Here is a 20,685-nt window from a genome sequence, read left to right as displayed (position 1 = left end):
TCAAGACCGCCGCCAAATAGTATTGGCCGGCCCCCGGCCCTGACTCCGATACTGCGCCCCAAGCAGCACGCATCCGGCATCACGCGATCCGGCGAGGGGAAGGCACACGCCTAGCAAAGAGCGCCGCGCTGCAGGACGTGCCTGCCCTCACCGGGAAGCCATCACGCGCTTCCTCCCAGTCATCAGGAGATCCAACGATGATCATCGACATCAGCTGCTACCCCACCGACCTGGTGGACCTCGCGTGGTGGCACGACGGCGACCCCTTTACCGGCGAGCGCCTGCTCGAAATGATGGACGGCCCTTACATGATCAACGGCAAGCCGCGCCGTATCGACAAGGCCTTCATCCAGCCGCCGCAGGGCAACACCATCTACACGTGGACGGACGGCGAGCTTTCGGGCCGCGAGTCCATCGACGCCTACATGGCGTACACGCTCAAGATGGTGCAGACCTATCCCGACCGCTTCATCGGGTGCTTCGTCTACAACCCGCGCTGCGGCGTGCAGAACGGCGTGGAGGCCATCGAGCGCTACGTCAAGGAGCACGGTTTCAAGATGGTCCAGATGCAGGCCAACATGCACGCCTACCGGCCGGACCGCGCGCTGGACTGGGTGATGCCCGCGTTCGAGAAATGCGCCGAGCTGGGCGTGCCCGTCAAGCTGCATACGGGCGACGGCCCCTACAGCATTCCGTCGGAATGGATTCCGATGATCAAGCGCTTCCCGAACGTCGATTTCATCATGGCGCACTTCGGCGTGCAGACCGGCGGCGTCTACGTGTTCGAGCCGATGCAGTGGGCGATGGAGCTGCCCAACGTGTATTGCGAATCGGGCTGGTGCCTGCAGTCGCGCATCGTCGAATTTGCCAAGGTGCTGCCCAAGCACAAGATCCTGTTCGGCACCGACACGCCGCCCAACGAGCCCGGCATGTGGCTGCGTCTGCTGGAAGTCTTGTGCATGGACCCGCCGCAGGGCCTGAACCTTGATGAAGACACGCTCGAGGATTACCTGGGCAACAACATCGCCCGCATGATCGGCCTGGAGCCGACCCGTCCGCCCAAGACCGTGGCCGAAGCCGAAGCGCAGCTCGCGCTGGCTACCGCCTGAGCCACCGCAGACCGCACGGAGCGCAACACATGATTATCGATACCCATCTGCACCCAACCAACCTCGTCGACGAGGCCTGGCGCCACACCGGCACGCCGTTCAACGGCGAGCGCATGATCCAGCTGATGGACGGCCCGTACATGATCAACGGCAAGCCCCGCCGCATCGACATGGGCTTCATCCAGCCACCGCCGGGCAACACCGGCTACCGCGACGGCAACCGCCGCGGCCGCGAAGGCATTCGCGACTACATGGCGTACATCGCCGAACTGACGCAGAAGTACCCCGACCGCTTCATCGGCAACTTCACCTACAACCCGCGCTGGGGCCCGGAGAACGGCGCGGCGGAGCTGGAATTCCACATCAAGGAATACGGCTTCAAGATGGTCAAGCTGCACGCCAACATGCACGGCTATCGGCCCGACCGCGCGCTCGACTGGCTGCGCCCCGCGATGAAGGTCTGCGCCAAGTACAACATCGTGGTGCTGATCCACACCGGCGACGGCCCGTACACCATCCCGACGATGTTCTACCCGATCATCCGCGAGTTCCCGATGGTGAACTTCATCATCGGCCACTTCGGTATCCAGACCGGCGGCAACTACTCGTTCGAAGCGTTCTGGATGGCAATGGACACGCCCAACGTGTACTGCGAATCCGGCTGGTGCTTCCAGTCGCGCATCGTCGAGTTTGCGAAGCAGTTGCCGCGCGACAAGATCGTCTTCGGGACCGACTCGCCGCCCAACGAGCCCGGCATGTGGCTGCGCGAGCTGGAGGTGTTGTGCTCGGCGCCGCCGCAGGGGCTGGGCATCGATGAGGACCACCTCGAAGACTATCTGGGCAACAACATTGCGCGACTGGTCGGCATCGAGCCCACCAAGCCGCCCAAGGACCTGGCCGAGGCGGAGCTTCGCCTGAAGTCGACCTACGTCCAGACAGCAGAAGCGGCCTGAGCGCCGATCCCGCGGGCGCCGTGCCTCTGTGGTGTTCGGCGCCCGCCTCTAGCGAGGTGTGCCATGAGCATGACCCGGCTTGGCGAAGGCCAGGATTTCCACGTCTTCGCCAATCTCTACCGCGAGCTGTATCCCGAAGATGTGCTGACGGTGCGCCACGGCATCTCCGCCGACCAGGACGTCACCGCCGTCATCGATCAGCTTGCTGCGCGCAACCAGACCCCCATGCTGGTCTGCGAGCAGGTCAGCGGCCTGCAGGTACCGCTGGTCACCAACGTCTTTGCCTCGCGCTCACGGCTGGCACGGTTGTTCGACGTGTTGCCGCATCAACTGCACGATGCCTTCCAGGCACGCGCCAATGCGCCCATCGCACCGCGCGTGGTCTCGCACGGCCGCATCACCGACGAGGTGATCGAAGGCGACGCGGTCGACGTTGCGCTGCTGCCGATGATCAAGCACTTCGAGAGCGACCGCGCGCCCTACATCACCAACGCCATCATCGTGGCCGAGGACCCGGTGACGGGCGTGGCCAACATGAGCTATCACCGCTCGATGCGCCACGCACGCAACGCACTGGCGACGAGCCTGCACTCGCGCGGCCACCTGTGGCGCATGCTGCAGACCGCGCGCGAACGCGGCGACGTGCTGCGCGTGGCGATGGTGGTAGGCGCGCATCCGCTGTTCATGCTGGCCGCCGCCGCCCGCCTGCCCTTTGGCGCTGACGAACGCGCCGTGGCGGGTGGCCTGCTCGGCGCGCCGCTCGACATCGTCCGCACGCCGCGCTACGGCATCGGCGTGCCGGCGGCAGCGGAGTTCGTACTCGAAGGCACCATCGACCCCGCCGCCTATGCAGAAGAAGGCCCGTTCGGTGAATTCACCGGCTATTCGTCCGACCGCTCCACCAACAATGTGCTGCGCATCGATGCCCTGATGCGTCGGCGCGACGCGTGGCTGGTCGACGTGGTGGGCGGCCCGTACGCCGAGCATCTGACGCTGGCCCGCCTGCCGCGCGAAGCCGAGATGAGCGAAAAGCTCAAGGCGCGCTTCCCATCGGTGACGGCGCTGCACTATCCAAACTCGGGCACGCACTTCCATTGCTACGTGGCGCTCAACCCGACGCGCGATGGCGAGGCGCGGCAGGTCATGCTGGCGCTGCTCGGCTGGGATCCGTACCTCAAGACTGTGATTGCCGTGGATTCCGATATCGACCTGCAGCAGGACGAGCAGGTGCTGTGGGCCATGGCCACGCACTTCCAGCCGCACCAGGATGTGTTCATGGTCGATGGCCTGCCCGGCAGCCCGCTCGATCCGTCATCGTCCGTGCACGGCACGACTTCGCGCATGGGCATCGACGCCACGCGCGGCGCCGGCTTCGAAGGCATCCGCGCACGCATCGATCCGCAGGCGATTGCCCGCGCGGGCGACATCCTCCGTCAGGCCGGAGTGCGTCCATGAGCGCGCGCCACCCTCGCGCTCCCGCCCGGCCGCGCATGGTGGTCGGCATCAGCGGTGCATCGGGCTTCGTCTACGGCGTGCGGCTGCTCGAACTGCTGCGCGCGCTCGATGTGGAGACGCACCTCGTCGTCACACGTTCTGCGCTGCTGACGATGGCGCACGAAACGCCGTACAAGCTGGCCGACGTGATCGATCGCGCTACGCATTACCACCGTGCGGACGACATGGCCGCCGGCATTGCCAGCGGCTCGTTCCGCGCGCTGGGCATGATCGTGGCGCCGTGCTCGATGAAGTCTTTGGCGGAAATTGCCACGGGCGTCTCGTCGACGCTGCTGACACGCGCGGCAGACGTCACGCTCAAGGAGCGCCGTCCGCTCGTACTGATGGCGCGCGAGACGCCATTCACGCTCGCACACCTGCGCAACATGCAGGCCGTCACGGAGATGGGCGCCATCGTCGCGCCGCCCGTACCGGCCTTCTATGCGCGCCCCAATACGTTGGACGACATGATCGACCACACCCTCGGCCGCGTGCTCGACCTGTTCGGGCTCGATGCCGGCACCGCCCTGCGCTGGGGCGAAGAAGCCTTACCTGCCTTAGTCCGTACCCCACCCACGCTCGACAAGGAGACAACATGAAACCCCAAGCCTCGGCCCACGCCACGCTTCCCGGCCCGAACACCAAGATTCCGGTCACCATCCTCACCGGCTTTCTCGGCGCCGGCAAAACCACGCTGCTGAACTTCATCCTGCGCGAAAACCACGGCCGCAAGATCGCCGTGATCGAAAACGAATTTGGTGAAGTCGGCATCGACGGCGGCCTCGTCATGGCGTCGGAAAACGAAGAGATCTACGAGATGGTCAACGGCTGCGTGTGTTGCACGGCCGAGGTCCGCGAAGACCTCGTGCGCATCGTGCGCCAGCTCGTCGCGCGGCCCGAGCGACTGGACCACATCCTGGTGGAAACCAGCGGCCTGGCCGATCCGTATCCGGTGGCGCAGTCGTTCTTCATCGACGACCCGATTGCAGAACATGTCGAGCTTGACGCCATCGTGACCATGGTCGACGCCAAGCACATCGCCGCGCATCTGGACGACCTGCAGCTGGACGGTGTCGACAACCAGGCCGTCGACCAGATCGTCTGCGCCGACCGCATCGTCATCAACAAGGTGGACCTTGTGGGCCGCGACGACATCGACGCGCTGCGCGGGCGCATCCGCGGCTTGAACGCCACGGCCGACATCGTCACCTCCAGCTACGCCCAGGTCGATCTGAACAAGATCATCGGGGTCGGCGCGTTCGAGGCGACGCAGAAGCTGCTGGAGATCGGCGCAGACGCCGGCCACGGCGAGCATGACGCGCACGACCATGAACATGACCACGAACATGAACATGTACATGCTCACGCCGGCGCTCAGGAGCATGACCATGAGCACGACCACCAGCACGATCCGAGCGTCTCGTCAGTGGGTTTTGACGTGCCGGCCGACGTGGATCTCGTGCGCTTCCACACGTGGATCGACACCCTGCGCACCGAGCAGGCGGAAACGCTGTTCCGCATGAAGGGCATCCTGGCGGTGAAAGGTCAGCCGCAGCGCTACGTGCTGCAGGGCGTGCACAGCCTCATCGACTTTCGCGCAACGCAGCCGTGGGGCAGCGAAGCGCGCAGCAGCAAGATCGTCTTCATCGGCCGCGACCTCGATCGTGCGGCCCTGCAGGACGGTTTCAACGCGTGTCTGGCGGCGTGAGCATGCCATGACATGACATCCCCCTGACCCGAGGGCGGCTCCTGGCACGCCCCGGGCATGACAACGATAGGAGACAACCATGACAACAGCCGTACACCCGGTCGACCAGATTCTGTCGACCCGACAGATGTTGACGTTGGGCTTGCAGCATATGGCGGTGTCGTACATCGGCGCCATCGCGGTACCGATGATCATCGCGTCGGCGCTCAAGATGTCGCAGGCGGACACCATTGTGCTCATCAGCACCACGTTGTTCTGCTCGGGCATCGCCACGCTGTTACAGACCATCGGGTTCTGGAAGTTCGGGGTGCGGCTGCCGATCCTGCAGGGGGTGGCGTTCAGCAGCGTGGGGCCGGTGATCGCCATCGGCACCAACCCTGCCGTAGGTTTCGCGGGCGTGTGCGGTGCGGTCATTGCGGCCGGGCTGTTTACGCTGCTCGCCGCACCGCTGGTGGGGCGGCTGCGGCGATTTTTTCCACCGGTGGTCACGGGCTGCATCGTGACCGTCATCGGCCTGCAGCTCTTTCCCGTCGCCTATGACTGGGTGGGCGGCGGACGCAACGCTGCCAACTTCGGTGCGCCATCGTTTCTGCTGGTGGCCGCGGTGGTGGTCGCCACCATCCTCCTCATCAACCGCTTCGGCAGCCCGCTGCTGCGCAACCTCGCTGTGCTGGTGGGCATGATCGTCGGCACGTTGCTGGGCTGCGCCATGGGCATGGGCAACTTCCACGGCGTGGCAGACGCGCCATGGGTCACGCTGCCGGTGCCGTTCCACTTTGGGGTGCCTGTATTCGCCGTGGTCCCCGCGCTGACGATGATCGTGGTGATGATCGTGCAGATGGTGGAGTCGATGGGCTTGTTCCTGGCCATCGGCGACATCGTCGAAAAGCCGATCGAAGAAGAGGAAGCCATCAACGGCCTGCGCGCCAACGGGCTGGCCAGCGCCATCGCCGGCATGTTCGCCGCATTCCCCTTTATCGCCTTCATGGAAAACGTCGGGCTCGTGGTGCTCACCGGCGTGCGCAGCCGCTGGGTGGTGGCCGTGAGCGGCGTGCTGATGTGCCTCGTGGCGCTGGTGCCCAAGGCGGGCGCCGTGATTGCGGCCACGCCGACAGCCGCATTGGGCGGCGCGGGCATCGCCATGTTTGGCGTGGTGGCCGCTGCGGGCATCCAGACCCTGGCGCGCGTCGACTACGAGCACAACCGCTACAACGTGCTCATCGTCGGCTTCACGATTGCCGCCGCGCTGGTACCGGTGCTGGCGCCGACGCTGTTCAAGCAGTTGCCCGACTGGTCGCAGCCGTTCCTCCACAGCGGTGTGGTCATCGCCTGCCTGGTGTCGGTGGCGCTGAACCTGCTGCTCAACGGTACCGAAGAAGCGCACGTGCCCGCGTCGGTCGTGCGCACGGCGGGCCGCGCCTGATTTTCCAATGGACCTCTCCATGCACAACACGCCTCAAGACATCCTCATCCGCCGCCCCTTGGCCGTCATGACCGGCCTGCGTGGTGACGCAGCACGCGCCGGTGCGGTCGACATCCGCATCGCCGGCGGCCGCATCGCCGAGATGGGCCCCGACCTCATGCCCCGCCCCGGCGAGCGCGTCATCGACGCCAGCGACTGCATCGTCTACCCGGGCTGGATCAACACGCATCACCACCTGTTCCAGAACCTGCTCAAGGCCGTGCCGGAAGGCATGAACCAGGATCTGCAAGGGTGGCTGGCCAGCGTGCCGTATCCGCGCCTGCCGCTGTTCACGCCGGAGCTGATGCGCACGGCTGCGCGTCTGGGCATGGCGGAGCTGCTGCTGTCGGGCGCCACCACCTGCGCCGATCACCACTACCTCTATCACGCAGGCGGCGGCACCGAATCAGGCGACATGCTGTTCGACGTGGCCGATGAATTCGGCATGCGCCTCGTGCTCTGCCGCGGCGGCGCCATCGAATCGGCCAGCAGCCACCCGGGCTTCTCGAAGACGGCATTGCAGCCCGAAACGCTCGACCAGATGCTGGCCGACATCGAGCGGCTCAAGCACCGCTATCACGACGACGCCCCCGACGCGATGCGCCGCGTGGTGGTGGCGCCGACCACACCGACGTTCTCGTTGCCGCCGGCATTGCTGGTCGAGCTGGCACGTGCCGCGCGCGGGATGCACCTGCGCATGCATACGCATTTGTCGGAAACCGACAATTACGTGCGCTTCTGCCGCGAGAAATACAACTGTCTGCCCGTGGAGTTCGTGGCCGAGCACGAGTGGCTGGGCCCGGACGTCTGGTTTGCCCACCTCGTGCACCTGCAGCCGTCGGAGATTCGCATGCTGGCGCAGACGGGCAGCGGCATCGCGCACTGCCCGGTCAGCAACAGCCGGCTGGGCAGCGGCATCGCACCGGTGCCGCAACTGGCGGCGGCCGGCGTGCCGGTGTCATTGGGCGTGGACGGCGTGGCGTCCAACGAATCGGGCAGCATGACCGGCGAGGTCAACACCGCGTGGCTCATCCACCGTGCCACGCAAGGTGCCGGCGCCACCACCGCCGAAGACGTCATTCACTGGGCGACCGCAGGCGGTGCGCGCGTGCTCGGCTTGAGTGAGGTCGGCACGCTGCAGGTCGGGCAAGCCGCCGATCTGGTGCTCTACGACATCAACCACCCGCGCTTCTACGGCTTCCACGACCCCGCGCTCGCGCCCGTGGTTGCCGGCGAGCCCATCACCGTGCGCACCAGCATCATCGGCGGGCGGGTTGTGGTGGACGAAGGTGTGGTGTGCGGGCTCGATGTGGCGAGCATCCGCGCCGAAGCCGGCCGGGGCGTGGCCGACCTGATGACGTGCGCTTGACGGTTCAGACGTCCAGCCGCAGCGCCATGTGTTCTTCGTCGTAGAAGCGGTCACCGACACGCATGGCGCGGCGCTCGACGCCGAAGGTCTCGAAACCCGCGTTGCGATACAGCGTTTGCGCACGCGGGTTCTCGGCATTGACACACAGGTGGATCTGCAACACGCGCGCCGCACGCGCATGCGCAATGGCGGCGTCGAGCAGACGTCCCGCAATACCGCCTCGCCGATGCGCCGGGTCAACAAACACGCCCCACAGCACGGCCTTGTGGGAAACCTGCGCCAGCGGCTCCCGACGCAGTCCGGCAATGCCAATCAGCTCCGGCCCCGCAAATGCACCGAACACGATCTGATGCTCGGTCGCCCGGATGCGGTTGGAGGTTTCCTCCAGCGTGCGGCCCGACTCTTCATCGTGCGTCGGCCAGATAGCGGTCGGCGAATCCTCAATGGCTTTCAGGCGCAGGGCCTTGAACGCTGCCGCATCCTCATCGATCAACGGGCGGATGGCGATGTCGCTCATGGCTGTTTGGCCTCCACGGTAAATGCATCGCCGGTTTCGAAGAACGCGCCGCCCGCGAGGTAATGCACGGTCTTGCTGCCCGCATCGGTAAAGTGCCAGCGGCCGTTGCTGAACAGCGCCGGGTCCGCCCAGGCGGCGGTCACTTCAGCGATGAAGAGGTCGTAACGCTTCTCGTTGTGCGGTTCGGGAATGACCCGGCATTCCAGCCACCCTGCGCAGCCTGCGACGAGCGGCACGTCGATCGTGCGGGCCGGCACCGTGGCTAGGCCGAGCGCATCGAACTTGTCGCCGTCCCGGCCGGACAGCGTACCCACCGTGAGCGTGGTCTCGGCAATTGCGCGGGTGGGGATGTTGAGCGCGAATACGCCCGAAGCTTCGATCAGTTCACGCGTGAGCGTGCGGCTGTCCACGACGACCACGACCTTGGGCGGATCGAAGTCGAGCGGCATCGCCCACGCGGCGGCCATGATGTTGCGCACGCCGTTGTGGGCGGTGGTAACCAACGTGGTCGGACCGTGGTTGAGTAGGCGGTAGGACTTGGCCAGTTCCACTGGGGCCAGGGGGATGGGGGTGGACATGATGGTGAGGATGTGTTTGGTGTGTTGGGAGTGGTTTTTGCCTTGTTCTTTTGTTGGTGGTGCCTCCCCCAGGGACAAAAAAACCATCCCAACAAAAACCCCAGCAAACTTCACTGGGGTTCCAATTCACTCAGCAACACGCTTGGCAATATGCTCCAACGCCTCCTCCACCTGATCAATCAAGATCAGGCAAAGGTCGCCAGGCTGCAACCGCCCGAGCGCCGTATCGATCGCAAGAAATTCTCCGCGGATCTCTTCAACGTAGCGGGTGCGCTGCGCACCCTCCAGGCCCTCGCGCAGTAGCGCCAGCACTTCCCCATCCGCACGCCCGCGCTGGCACTGGTCTTCATACAGCACCACGTCATCAAACACGCCGCCGAGAATCTGCGTCTGCTTGCGGATGTCTTCGTCGCGCCGGTCCCCCGCGCCGCTGATCACCACCACCCGCCGCTTGGCCGGCATCGTGGCCACCGCGTTGCACAGCGCCTGGATGGCATCTGGGTTGTGGCCGTAATCGGCGATCAGGGTGGCGCCCTTGTAGTCGAACAGGTTGAAGCGGCCCGGTGCCGTGGCGGCGTCGTTCACGAACGTGGCCAGGCCGCGCCGGATGATCGCCCAGTCGATCCCGAGCGCCCACGCGGCGGCGATCGACGACATTGCGTTCTCGACCTGGAAGCCGATCGTGCCGTTGCGCGTGAGCGGGATGTCCGCCAGGGCGATGCGCGTTTCGCTTGCGCCTTCGGCAGCGACGATCTCCGCGCCATCGACGAACACCACGCGCTTGCCCTGCGCACGGTGCAGCGCCATGGTCGGCAGGCTGGGGTCGTGCGCGAAGAACGTCACGGAGCCCGGGCAGCCGTCGGCCATGCGGGCGACCATCGGGTCGGCGGCGTTGAGCACGGCCATGCCGCGCGGCGCCACGTTGCGCACGATCACGCTCTTGAGCACCGCCAGGTCTTCGACGGTGCTGATGTAGTTCAGCCCGAGGTGGTCGCCTTCGCCTACATTGGTCACCACGGCCACGTCGCAGCAGTCAAAGGCCAGACCCTCGCGCAGCAGCCCGCCGCGCGCGGTTTCGAACACGGCGGCATCCACGTCCGGATGCAGCAGCACATTGCGGGCGCTGCGCGGGCCGGAGCAATCGCCGGTGTCGATGCGCTGGCCCTGGATGTAGACGCCGTCGGTACCCGTCATGCCCATACGCAGGCCGCTGCAGGCCAGCAGATGCGTGATCAGGCGGACCGTCGTGGTCTTGCCGTTGGTACCCGACACCGCCACCACGGGGATGCGGCCATCGTCGCCGTCGGCAAACATCGTCGAGATGATGGCCTCACCAACGGCGCGGCCCTTGCCGTAGGAAGGCTGCAGGTGCATGCGCAGACCCGGTGCGGCGTTGACTTCGACGATGCCGCCCGCCTGGTCCTCGAACGGCTTGAGCATCGTCTCGCACACAGCGTCCACGCCGCAGATGTCGAGGCCGACCATCTGCGCCGCGGCCACCGCACGCGCGGCGATGGCGGGGTGGACGTCGTCGGTCACGTCGGTCGCGGTGCCGCCGGTGGACAGGTTCGCGTTGTTGCGCAACACCACGCGCGTGCCCTTGGGGGGCACGGAATCGGCGGTCAGGCCCTGCTTGGCCAGCGTGGCCAGGGCGATGTCGTCAAAGCGGATCTTCGTGAGCGACGTGGCATGGCCTTCGCCACGGCGCGGGTCGCGGTTCACCTCGTCGACGAGCTCGCGCACCGTGTGCTTGCCGTCGCCGATGACCTGCGGCGGATCGCGGCGCGCGGCGGCCACCAGCTGCTTGCCCACGACGAGCAGGCGGAAATCATGGCCGGGGATGTAGCGCTCGACGATCACGTCGGAGGAAATCTCGGCGGCCACTTCGTAGGCCGTCATCACTTCCTCGCGGGTGCGGATGCGCACGGCCACACCCTTGCCCTGGTTGCCGTCGCGCGGCTTGACGACCACGGGGCCGTCGATCTCCTGCGCGGCGGCCCAGGCTTCCTCGGCGCTGCCCACCGAGCGGCCCAGCGGTACGGGCACGCCGGCCGCATGCAGCAGCGTCTTCGTCAGTTCCTTGTCCTGCGCAATCGATTCCGCCACGGCGCTCGTCATGTCGGTTTCTGCGGCCTGGATGCGGCGCTGCTTGCTGCCCCAGCCGAACTGCACCATCGAGCCCCGCGTGAGGCGCCGGTACGGAATGCCCCGCGCCACGGCGGCCTGGACGATGGAGCCGGTGCTCGGTCCGAGGCGCACGTCTTCATCGAGATCGCGCAGGCGGTGCAGCGCGTCGTCCAGGTCGAACGGCTGGTCGTCGCGCGCGGCCAGGCAGAGCTGGCCGGCCAGTTCAAACGCCAGCCGGCCGACTTCCTCTTCGCTGTACTCCACCACCACCTGGTACGTGCCCGGCTCGAGCGTGGGCTCGGTATGACTGAACGTGACCGGGCAGCCGGCGGCCGCCTGCAGGCCCAGTGCCGCCGCTTCGAGCGCATGCGCCATCGACGGCGCGCCGGCTTCGTCATGGGGGCGCAGCGGCCCGATGGCCGGAAACCGTGCGCGCAACCGGTCTTCAAAGCCCGGCAGCTCGGCCAGCAGGTGCGATTGGTCCGAGCACGCCACGATGGCTTCGATGGCCGTGTGACGACACCAGAGATTCGGGCCGCGCAGGGCCCGGATGCGAGAGACTTCCATACCGTCGATTTCGTTGTGCTTGGGGCTTCAGGCTGCGCGTTCGGCGCGGCCCATCCACTGGTGGACTTGCTCGACCGTGCCCTCGATCGCGCATTCGTCGCATTGCAGGACCAGCAGATCGCCGGCCTTCAATTGCGACAGCGCGGCTTCCACCGCCTCGCGTCGTTCGCCGCCTTCCACGACGATCTCCGCGACGCGGCCGCCTTGCTGCAGGCCTTGCTTGAGCAGCGCGCGCGCGTGGCTGCCGAAGCGCGCATCGTCATGCCTGACGCTCGTGTCTTCACACAGCAGCACGCGGTCGAACGTCTTGCCGATGACCGCGCCCTGCGCCAGCAGGTCTTCGTCGCGGCGCTTCAGGCCTGCGCCGAACACCAGTGTGCGCCGCTGCGCCGGGAAGTTGTCGAGCGCTGCCGCCAGCGCCTCGAGCGCCGACGTGTTGTGCGCATCGTCCACGACGATCGTGGCGCCGTTGTGCTGGATGAGGGTGAAGCGGCCCGGCACGTCGACCTGGCCCACGTCAAACGTGACGATGCCGGCGCGGATCAGGTCGTTGGAAATGCCCAGCGCCCAGCCCGTCGCCACGGCAGCCAGCACGTTTTCCACCTGGAACGGCACGCGTGCGCCGTATGTCAGCGGAATGGCCGACACGTCGACCAGCGCGGTCTCGGTCGCGCCAGCGGCGAGCACCACCTTGCCGTCACGCACGAACACGGCCCGTTTGCCGGCCGCACGGTGCGCCGCCAGGGCCGGCAGGTCGGCAGACAGCGCGAAGAAGATCACATCGCCGTCGCACAGCCCGGCCATCTCGACCAGGCGCGCGTCGGCTGCATTCAGTACGGCCACGCCGTTCCTGAGCACCACGTCCACCTGCGTCCGCAGCACGCTGTACATGCGGTCTTCGTCTTCGATGTAGAAGTCGCCCAGGTGGTCGGGCTTGCCGAAGTTGGTGACCACGCCGACCTGGCAGCGGTCATACGGCAGACCCTGCGAGAGGATCATGCCGCTATCGTTTTCGAACACCGCGGCTTCGACCGCACGGTTCATCAGGATGCGGTGGCAGGCGTCCCACGCGGCACGGTCGCCGCGGCCACCGGCTTCGACGCGTCGGCGATCCAGGTACAGGCCGTCGCTGCAGCCCAGGCCCGTGTGCTTGCCGGAGAGCTGCAGCAGTTGCGCGACCATCTTCGCCACGACCGTCTTGCCGTTGGTGCCAGTAATGCCCACGACCGGAATGCGACCGTCGTCCTGCACGCCGTCCTCGTCTGAGAACAGGTGATCGACGATGGCGCGGCCCACGGGGCGCGGCGTGCCCTCGGCAGGGCGGATGTGCATCAGCAGCCCGGGCCCGGCGTTGACCTCCACAATGGCGCCGCGCTGCTCGTCGAGTGGGCGGGAGATGTCTTCGGCCACCAGGTCCACGCCCGCGATGTCCAGGCCGACGACGCGCGCGGCAAGCGCGGCATGCGCGGCCACGCTCGGGTGCACGCGGTCGGTCACGTCGAAGGCGACGTTGCCGTTGCGCTGGATGAGCACGCTGCGACCTGCGGGCGGCACGGCGCTGCCATCGGCATAGCCTTGGCGCTTGAGCTCGAGGCGCGCGGCCGAATCGAGCCGCACGAAGTTCAGCGGATGGTCTTCCGTGCTGCCGCGGCGCGGGTCGGAGTTGATCTGCGATTCGATCAGTTCTTCGATGGTCGACTTGCCATCGCCCACCACCGACGCCGTCTCGCCCATCGCCGCCGCGGCCACACGCCCGCCCACCACCAGCAGGCGGTGCTCGTTGCCCGGGATGAAGCGCTCGACGATCACGCCGCTGCCTTCTTCCATGGCTACCGCATAGGCGGTTTCCACTTCTTCGCGCGTGGTCAGGTTGGTGAATACGCCGCGGCCATGGTTGCCGTCATACGGCTTGACGACCACGGGCACGCCGATATCTTCGGCGGCATCCCAGGCGTCTTCGGCGCTGTCGACCATGCGGCCCTCGGGCACAGGCACGCCGCACGATTGCAGCAGGCTCTTGGTGAGATCCTTGTCGCGCGAAATGGACTCGGCAATGGCGCTGGTGCGGTCGGTCTCCGCCGTCCAGATGCGGCGCTGGCGCGCGCCGTAGCCCAGCTGCACGAGGTTGCCGTCCGACAGGCGGATCGACGGGATGTTGCGGTCGTCCGCTGCGTCGACGATGCAGGCGGTACTCGGGCCGAGGCAGCGCTCGTCGACCATCTCGCGCAGCTGCCCGACCGCCGCATCGACGTCATACGGGCGGTCTTCGATGGCCGCCATCACCAGATCGCGCGCCGCCGCCAGGGCAGCGCGCGTCACCTCTTCGTGCCAGGCGCGCACGATCACCTTGTAGACGCCGCGCACGGGCGTTTCGCGGGCCTTGCCGAAACCGCCGGGCATGCCGGCCAGGTTCTGCAGCTCCAGCGTGACGTGTTCGAGGATGTGACCCGGCCACGTGCCTTCCTTCAGGCGCATCAGGAAGCCGCCGCGCACGCCGGGGCTGCAGCGGTGTTCGATCAGCGTGGGGAGCCACGTCGACAGGCGCTCGTAGAAACCCGGAATCGTGTTGGAGGGGAAATCCTCCAGTTCACCAATGTCGACCCATGCCTCGAGCACCGGCCGATATGTCCACATATTCGGGCCGCGCAGCGACATGACATCGAGAATCTCAATGTCCTTCTTCTTCATCAAATTTGCTTGAGGCAGTGGGCGGTGCGCCCGTGAAATTGGCCCGTGGAATCGAACCGTTACCTTTCAATAACGTTACAACGGCTTCGGCGTTGACCTCTTGAGCGCGGCGCGCGTTGTGCAACGCAACAATCCCGCCCGGGCAGCTCCCCTATGTATACTTGCGAACAAAAATTTGCGGACCGGCAGACGCGCGGCTCCGCACTCTTGCTCTGATTTATGTTCGTCCTTTCTCCGTTTTGGGCCGTTTTTCGGGTCGTCGGGACGCGCTTTTTGAATTCTCTGCGCCGATCATGACCCAGTCCTCCCCGTCGTCCACCCTGGCTCCTGCCTCAGCTTCCGCCCCCTGGAGCGCCGAACTGCTCACGAGTCTGGCGCCAGAAGAGGCCGTCCTGGCCGGGCTGCAGCTGGATCTGGACGAAAGGCTGCATTTTACCCAAGGCTGGCTGGTCGTTACGAACCGCCGCCTGATCGGGCGGGCGCCCGGCGCCCCTGGCCCGCAAAGCTGGGACATCGCGCCCGGCATGGTGCTGTCGCACACCGACCACGCCGGCGTGGGCACGCTGGAGCTGACTGACGGCCAGCGCCGTCTCGCCGCCTGGCGCTATACGCTGGGCCACAATGCCGAAGCCCTGCGCCTGGCCGACACGTTCGATGCCCAGCGCGCAGCGCTGACCGAAGGCGCGCAGGCCGCGCGGCCCGACACCGACGTCTGCCCGACCTGCAAGGCGCCGCTGCCGCCCGGCGAAGACACGTGCCCGCAATGCAGCCGCGAGCTGGAGCAGCCGCCCTCCACCTGGGCGCTGCTGCGGCTGTGGCGCTTCGCGCGCCCCTACCGCTGGGAGTTGCTGGCGGGCTTCGCCCTGCTGCTGCTGGGCACCGGCGCAACGCTCGTCCCGCCGTACCTGACCATGCCGCTGATGGACAACGTGCTGATCCCGTATCAGAACGGCAAGCCGGTCGACTACGGTCTGGTCACGCTCTACCTGTCGGGCCTGTTCGGCGCGGCGCTGGTGGCGTGGGCGCTGGGGTGGGCGCGCACGTACCTGCTGGCGCGCGTGTCGGAGCGCATCAGCGCCGACCTGCGCACGACCACCTACGAGCACCTGCTCAAGCTCTCGCTCGAATACTTCGGCGGCAAGCGCACCGGCGACCTGATGGCGCGCATCGGCTCCGAAAGCGACCGCATCAGCGTATTCCTGTCGCTGCACCTGCTCGACTTCGCCACCGACGTGCTGATGATTGCGATGACGGCGGTGATTCTCGTCTCCATCGACCCGTGGCTGGCGCTCGTCACGCTGGTGCCGCTGCCCTTCATCGCGTGGATGATCCACCTGGTGCGCGATCGCCTGCGCCACGGCTTCGAGAAGATCGACCGCATCTGGTCTGAGATCACCAACGTCCTGGCCGATACGATTCCGGGCATCCGCGTGGTCAAGGCGTTTGCGCAGGAAAGGCGCGAAGTGGCGCGGTTTCGCGAAGCCAACAAGCACAACCTGACGATCAACGACCGCGTCAATGCGGTGTGGTCGCTGTTCACGCCCACGGTCACGCTGCTGACCGAGGTCGGGCTGCTGGTGGTATGGATCTTCGGCATCTACCAGGTCAGCCACAACGCCATCACCGTGGGCGTGCTGGTGGCGTTCCTGACGTATATCAGCCGGTTCTATACGCGGCTCGATTCGATGAGCCGCATCGTGTCGGTCACGCAGAAGGCCGCGGCGGGCGCCAAGCGCATCTTCGACATTCTCGACCACGTGTCCAGCGTGCCGGAGCCGGCCAAACCCGTGCACATCGAGCAGGTGAACGGCGCGATCGAGTTGCGCGACCTGGGCTTCCGCTACGGCAACCGCGCGGTCATCCGCGGCCTGAACCTGTCGATCCGGCCGGGCGAGATGATCGGCCTGGTGGGACACAGCGGGTCGGGCAAGAGCACGCTGGTCAACCTCATCTGCCGGTTCTACGACGTGTCCGAAGGTGCGATCCGCGTGGACGGCGTCGACATCCGTTCGCTGCCCATTTCGGAATTCCGCCGCAACATCGGCCTCGTGCTGCAGGAGCCGTTCCTGTTCTTCGGCACGATTGCCGACAACATCGCCTACGGCAAGCCCGATGCCACGCGCGAGGAGATCATCGCCGCCGCGCGCGCCGCGCATGCGCACGAGTTCATCCTGCGCCTGCCGCACGGCTACGACTCCCTGGTGGGCGAGCGCGGCCAGGCACTGTCGGGCGGGGAGCGCCAGCGCATCTCGATTGCGCGGGCTCTGCTCATCAACCCGCGCATCCTGATCATGGACGAGGCCACGTCTTCGGTGGACACGACCACCGAGAAGGAAATCCAGAAGGCGCTCGACAACCTCGTGCAGGGCCGCACGACGATCGCCATCGCGCACCGCCTGTCGACGCTGCGCAAGGCCGATCGCCTGGTCGTCATGGACCGCGGCCAGATCGTCGAAGTCGGCAGCCACGACGAGTTGCTCGCACGCGAAGGCGCGTACTTCAGGCTCTACCAGGCGCAGGCGCGCAACGTCGATGCCGACACCGACATGACGAGCGACGGCGAGCGCGTGGACGCCGCCGAGCCGGCCTGACCGACGTGCGCGCGCAGCCAACCTCTTCTCCGGACAGTGCGATGCAAACGCCCGATTTCACCCTCAGCCGCAACAGCCTCGGCAAGCTCGTCATGACGCTGGTCGACGGCACCTCGCATGCGGGCGTGGTGCCCGTGCGCGCCTTCCCGATCTCCGCCGCCGGCGAGGGCCTGAGCCTGATGAGCGCCGACGGCAAGGAACTGGCCTGGATCGCCAACCTCGACACCCTGCCCGCCGCCATGCGCGCGCTGATCGAGGCGGAACTCGCCGCGCGCGAATTCATGCCCGAGATCCGCAAGATCGTCGGCGTATCGACCTACGCCACCCCGAGCACGTGGACAGTGCAGACCGATCGCGGCCACACCGATCTCGTGCTGCGCGGCGAAGAAGACATCCGCCGCCTGAGCGGCACCACGCTGTTGATATCCGACAGCCACGGGATCCACTACCTGATCCGCGACCATTTCGCGCTCGACAAGCACAGCCGCAAGATCCTCGACCGCTTCCTCTGAACCGCTGCGCGCTCAGCTGCGCGCGGGCGCCAGTGCGGCCACCACGCTTTTGAGCAACGTTTCGGCCTGCGTGCCGATCGCACGCTCGTTGTAATCGCCCGCGGTGGTAACGACGACCATGTCCAGCGCGGGGATGACCCACAGGCGCTGTCCGCCATTGCCGATGCCGCCGATCCACGCCTGCTCCGTGCCCTTCACGGGCACAGCGCCGAGCCACCACTGGTAGCCGTATCGCAGGTTCGGTGCGATGCCCGTGTCGACGTGCGGGCGGGTGGATTCGGCAATCCAATCGGCCGGAACCACCTGCCGGCCATGCCATTCGCCATGCTGCAGCACGAGCTGGCCGATGCGCGCGAGGTCGCGCGGGCGCAAGCGCAGGCCGGCAAATGCCAGCGCACGGCCGCGGTAGTCGTCCACCCATTCCCAGTCGGTGATGCCCAGCGGCTCGAAGAGCTGCTGGCGCGCGTACTCCGGCAACGGCATGCCCACGCGCTGTGCAAGCAAATGCGCAAGCACCGCGGTATTGCCGCCGTTGTAATTGAACTGCGTGCCGGCCGCGGCCGCCATGGGGCGGTCGAATACATAGCGCACCTGGGAGGTGTGCCAGAACAGCCCGAACTCGTCATTGTTGAACACGCTCGTGGCGCGCCATTCGTTCCACGCCAGGCCGCTCGACATGGACAGCATCTGCCCGAGCGTGATGCCCTCGCGGCCGTCGCGGTTCAGCTTGGGCATGTCGCGAGCCAGTTCGGGAAACAGCGGCAGCGCGGGCGTATCGGGCGGCGGCACCCTGCCCTGCCCCTGCGCGATGCCCCACAACAGGCTCGTCACCGATTTGCTGATCGACCGGATGTCGTGGAGCGTGTTTGCGTCAAAGGTGCGCGTGGTGCGGAACAGATCCTTGACGCGCTCGTCCTTGCCCGTCCGGTACAGTTCGGCAACCAATCGGCCGCCGCGCACGACGAGCAGGCTGTGGAAGTTGACGTCGCCGCCGGCCACTTCGCGCAGTACGGTGCAGAGCCGGTCGGCATCGAAGCCGGCAGCGCCGGGGCTGGCCGCGATCTGCCAGCCGTCGGCCAACGGCGCGGGGGCATCGCATGGCGCTGCGGCGCCGGCCGTGCGCGCAGCGCAAGCCAATGCGAGCAGGAGCACGCCGCGCGCGCCAAGTCCTCTCCGGATCATCGCCACCCCCCATGCGTCAATGTGATCCGAAGTATCCACCACCAGGGGCTCCGCGCCGTCCAGATTGCGACGAGCGGTCGAATTCCGGGTGCATCGGCCCCCGGACCCTCCGCCGTTCGCATGGCGCGGCGGAACCCTGCCGCGCGTTACCATGTCGGACTGTTCCGATTCCAAGTTATGTCATAGGCACCTATGGTCACGCGTCGAACTCTTCTTGCCTCCGCTTCGCTCACCGCCACGCTCGCCGCGCTCGGCATCACGCCCGAAGCCCTGGCGGCCAGCCGCGTCAAACTGGGCGATGCCGCACCATTTTCTTTTGATTCCCTGATCGAGCGCGCCCGCGCAATGGCGGGCCAGCCGTACGCGCCGCCTCCCACCGCACCGGCCGACATCCTGTCGAAGATCGACTACGAGGCGCACGGCAAGATCAAGTTCGACACCGCGCATGCGCTCTTTGCCGACGGCCCCGGCCAGTTTCCGGTGACGTTCTTCCACCTCGGCACGTTTTTCCGCGCGCCGGTGCGCATGCACGTGGTCGAAAAAGGCGCCGCGCGCGAAATCGTCTACGACGAGTCGTACTTCGACATGCCCGCCGACAGCCCTGCGCGCAAACTGCCGCGCGGCAGCGGCTTTGCCGGTTTCCGCTTCCAGGAAAGCCGCCTGGGCGACCAGAAAAAACTCGACTGGAAGAAGAACGACTGGGTCGCCTTCCTGGGCGCGTCGTACTTCCGCGCCATCGGCGAGCTGTATCAGTACGGACTTTCCGCACGCGGCATCGCGCTCGACGTGGCGCAGGCCGGCAAGCCGGAGGAGTTTCCCAATTTCACGCACGTGTGGTTCGACACGCCGGCAGACAACCACGCCGATTCCGTGACGATCTACACGCTGCTCGACGGCCCGAGCATCACGGGTGCGTACCGCTTCGTGATGCACCGCACGAAGGGCGTGGTAATGGACATCGATACCGCGCTCTTCCTGCGCAAGGACGTCGAGCGCTTCGGCATCGCACCGGCCACGTCGATGTACTGGTTCTCGGAAACCGCCAAGGGCACCGCCACCGACTGGCGCCCGGAAGTGCACGACTCCGACGGCCTGGCCCTCTGGACCGGCAACGGCGAACGCATCTGGCGCCCGCTGAACGATCCGCCGCGCACGATGGCGTCTGCCTTTGGCGACAACAACCCGCGCGGCTTCGGCCTGCTCCAGCGGGACCGCGACTTCAACAACTACCAGGACGGCGTGCACTACGAGCGCCGCCCGAGCCTGTGGGTGGAACCGCTGGAGGGCTGGGGCGAAGGTGCCGTGCAGCTGGTCGAGATCCCGACCGACGACGAAATCCACGACAACATCGTCGCCATGTGGGTGCCGAAGGCGCCGGCGCGCGCGGGCAACCAGTACCGCTTGCGGTACCGCCTGCACTGGCTGGCCGATGAGCCGTACCCGACGCAACTGGCACGCTGCGTGGCCACGCGCCTGGGCAACGGCGGCCAGCCTGGCCAGCCGCGTCCGCGCGGGGTGCGCAAGTTCATGGTGGAGTTCAAGGGCGGCCCGCTGGAAAAGCTGCCGTTCGGTGTGAAGCCGGAGGCGGTGCTGAGCACCTCGCGCGGCACGTTCTCGTACGTGTTTACCGAAGCAGTGCCGAACGGCGTGCCGGGCCACTGGCGCGCACAGTTCGACCTCACGGTCGACGGCAAGGAGCCCGTGGACATGCGTCTGTTCCTGCGTGTCGACGGCAAGCCGCTGTCCGAGACGTGGTTGTACCAATATCACCCGTTCCAGTCACCGGTGGGGCCGGTGGCGGCGTAGTCGCCGCCACCGCGGTCACCAA

At 66.7% G+C, this 20,685-nt stretch carries 15 protein-coding genes; 10 read left to right on the top strand and 5 right to left on the bottom strand.

What is annotated here, in order from left to right; all coding sequences use genetic code 11:
* Positions 1 to 197 precede the first annotated feature (197 nt).
* From TK49_RS20265 to TK49_RS20235, 7 genes are all read left to right on the top strand, one after another.
* Complete coding sequence (locus TK49_RS20265; protein WP_045219497.1) at positions 198 to 1,109, top strand: amidohydrolase family protein; 912 nt, start codon at positions 198 to 200, stop codon at positions 1,107 to 1,109.
* Positions 1,110 to 1,138: 29 nt separating this feature from the next.
* Positions 1,139 to 2,062: an amidohydrolase family protein gene (locus TK49_RS20260; protein WP_027679411.1), complete on the top strand. Its 924-nt coding sequence runs from the start codon at positions 1,139 to 1,141 to the stop codon at positions 2,060 to 2,062.
* 63 nt (positions 2,063 to 2,125) lie between these two features.
* Positions 2,126 to 3,517, top strand: coding sequence for a UbiD family decarboxylase (locus TK49_RS20255; RefSeq protein WP_045219495.1), 1,392 nt, complete (start codon positions 2,126 to 2,128; stop codon positions 3,515 to 3,517).
* Entirely contained in the window at positions 3,514 to 4,155 is a 642-nt protein-coding gene (locus TK49_RS20250) for a UbiX family flavin prenyltransferase (protein ID WP_197742997.1), read from the top strand. Before TK49_RS20255 ends, TK49_RS20250 begins: the two co-directional genes overlap by 4 nt.
* The gene (locus TK49_RS20245) at positions 4,152 to 5,264 is read left to right on the top strand and encodes a CobW family GTP-binding protein (RefSeq protein WP_045219491.1); all 1,113 of its coding nucleotides are present in this window, start codon (positions 4,152 to 4,154) and stop codon (positions 5,262 to 5,264) included. Before TK49_RS20250 ends, TK49_RS20245 begins: the two co-directional genes overlap by 4 nt.
* A gap of 79 nt (positions 5,265 to 5,343) precedes the next feature.
* On the top strand, positions 5,344 to 6,687 hold the full coding sequence (locus TK49_RS20240) for a nucleobase:cation symporter-2 family protein (RefSeq protein ID WP_045219489.1): 1,344 nt from the start codon (positions 5,344 to 5,346) through the stop codon (positions 6,685 to 6,687).
* 19 nt (positions 6,688 to 6,706) lie between these two features.
* Complete coding sequence (locus TK49_RS20235) at positions 6,707 to 8,095, top strand: amidohydrolase family protein (protein ID WP_045220407.1); 1,389 nt, start codon at positions 6,707 to 6,709, stop codon at positions 8,093 to 8,095.
* 4 nt (positions 8,096 to 8,099) lie between these two features.
* Here the strand turns inward: TK49_RS20235 and TK49_RS20230 are convergent, their stop codons facing one another.
* The 4 genes from TK49_RS20230 to cphA (TK49_RS20215) all read right to left on the bottom strand — a co-directional run bounded on the left by TK49_RS20230 (position 8,100) and on the right by cphA (TK49_RS20215) (position 14,572).
* Positions 8,100 to 8,612: a GNAT family N-acetyltransferase gene (locus TK49_RS20230; protein WP_045219487.1), complete on the bottom strand. Its 513-nt coding sequence runs from the start codon at positions 8,610 to 8,612 to the stop codon at positions 8,100 to 8,102.
* Entirely contained in the window at positions 8,609 to 9,190 is a 582-nt protein-coding gene (locus TK49_RS20225; protein ID WP_045219485.1) for a flavin reductase family protein, read from the bottom strand. The genes TK49_RS20230 and TK49_RS20225 overlap by 4 nt, the downstream gene beginning before the upstream one ends.
* A gap of 126 nt (positions 9,191 to 9,316) precedes the next feature.
* Complete coding sequence (gene cphA, locus TK49_RS20220; protein ID WP_045219483.1) at positions 9,317 to 11,884, bottom strand: cyanophycin synthetase; 2,568 nt, start codon at positions 11,882 to 11,884, stop codon at positions 9,317 to 9,319.
* A 27-nt stretch (positions 11,885 to 11,911) separates the two neighbouring features.
* Entirely contained in the window at positions 11,912 to 14,572 is a 2,661-nt protein-coding gene (cphA, locus tag TK49_RS20215; protein ID WP_045219481.1) for a cyanophycin synthetase, read from the bottom strand.
* Positions 14,573 to 14,865: 293 nt separating this feature from the next.
* Between cphA (TK49_RS20215) and TK49_RS20210 the strand changes: the two genes are divergently transcribed.
* Both TK49_RS20210 and TK49_RS20205 read left to right on the top strand, forming a co-directional pair.
* Positions 14,866 to 17,163, top strand: a complete 2,298-nt coding sequence (locus tag TK49_RS20210; protein ID WP_045219479.1) for a cyanophycin metabolism-associated ABC transporter — start codon at positions 14,866 to 14,868, stop codon at positions 17,161 to 17,163.
* A gap of 41 nt (positions 17,164 to 17,204) precedes the next feature.
* On the top strand, positions 17,205 to 17,675 hold the full coding sequence (locus TK49_RS20205; protein WP_045219477.1) for a cyanophycin metabolism-associated DUF1854 family protein: 471 nt from the start codon (positions 17,205 to 17,207) through the stop codon (positions 17,673 to 17,675).
* Between the two features lie 12 nt (positions 17,676 to 17,687).
* Here TK49_RS20205 and TK49_RS20200 read toward each other — a convergent pair whose 3' ends face one another.
* Complete coding sequence (locus TK49_RS20200; RefSeq protein ID WP_240480016.1) at positions 17,688 to 18,899, bottom strand: serine hydrolase domain-containing protein; 1,212 nt, start codon at positions 18,897 to 18,899, stop codon at positions 17,688 to 17,690.
* Positions 18,900 to 19,049: 150 nt separating this feature from the next.
* Here TK49_RS20200 and TK49_RS20195 point away from each other — a divergent pair, with 150 nt between their 5' ends.
* On the top strand, positions 19,050 to 20,663 hold the full coding sequence (locus TK49_RS20195; RefSeq protein ID WP_045219474.1) for an OpgD/OpgG family glucan biosynthesis protein: 1,614 nt from the start codon (positions 19,050 to 19,052) through the stop codon (positions 20,661 to 20,663).
* Positions 20,664 to 20,685 lie beyond the last annotated feature (22 nt).

Origin of the sequence: Ralstonia mannitolilytica (assembly GCF_000954135.1) — a bacterium.
GTDB lineage: Bacteria > Pseudomonadota > Gammaproteobacteria > Burkholderiales > Burkholderiaceae > Ralstonia > Ralstonia mannitolilytica.
This window is presented reverse-complemented; position numbering and strand designations above follow the sequence as displayed.